The sequence below is a fragment of the Micromonospora sp. ZG13 genome (genome assembly GCF_059359355.1).
Genome location: NZ_JCADBQ010000053.1, coordinates 1 through 876 on the forward strand (window position 1 = coordinate 1; position 876 = coordinate 876).

Here is an 876-nt window from a genome sequence, read left to right on the forward strand (position 1 = left end):
GGCCGGCTTCGCGGCCTGGGTGTCGGCCCAGCCCGACGCGAACGTCCTGACCAGGGTCACCCCGGACACGCCGCTGGTGCAGATGTACACCAGCGGGACCACGGGCCTGCCGAAGGGCGTCGTCCTCGCCCACCGCAGCTTCTTCGCCGTCCGCGACGCGCTGGCCTCGGCCGAGCTGAACTGGCTCGACTGGGGCCCGGGCGACGTCAGCCTCGTCGGGATGGCCGGGTTCCACATCGGCGGCCTGTGGTGGGCGACGCAGGGTTTCGTCGCGGGCGTGCCCAACGTGGTGATGCGCGAGTTCACCACGGCGGGCGCGGTCGAGCTGATCAGGACGCTGCGCGTCACCACCGCCATCCTGGTGCCCGCGATGCTGCGGCTGCTGCTGGTGGAGCCCGGCGTCACCAGGGCGGACTTCGCCTCGCTCCGCAAGGTGGTCTACGGCGGCGCGCCCATCTCGGCGGCGCTGCTGGCCCGCTGCATCGAGGGCTTCGGCTGCGAGTTCGCCCAGATCTACGGCCTGACCGAGACCGGCAACACGGCCATCTGTCTGCCCCCGGCCGACCACACTCCGGAGAGCGGCAAGATGCAGGCGGCCGGGCGCCCCTACCCGGGCTTCGAGGTCAAGGTCGCCGACGACAAGGGCAACCCGCTGCCGGCCGGCGAGGTCGGCGAGGTCTGGCTGCGTACGCCGGCGGCGATGGTCGAGTACTGGAACATGCCGGAGGCCACGGCGAAGACGCTGGTCGACGGGTGGGTCGTCACCGGCGACGCGGGCGTGCTCGACGAGGACGGCTACCTGTTCATCCGTGACCGGATCAAGGACATGATCATCGTGGCGGGGGAGAACGTCTACCCGGCGGAGGTCGAGAACGT

1 protein-coding gene is annotated in these 876 nt (G+C 71.3%); it reads left to right on the forward strand.

Features of this window, described 5'->3' with window-relative positions:
* A partial coding sequence (locus AC5L34_RS29505) for an AMP-binding protein (RefSeq protein WP_494827927.1) occupies nucleotides 1-876 on the forward strand: 876 nt, incomplete at both ends.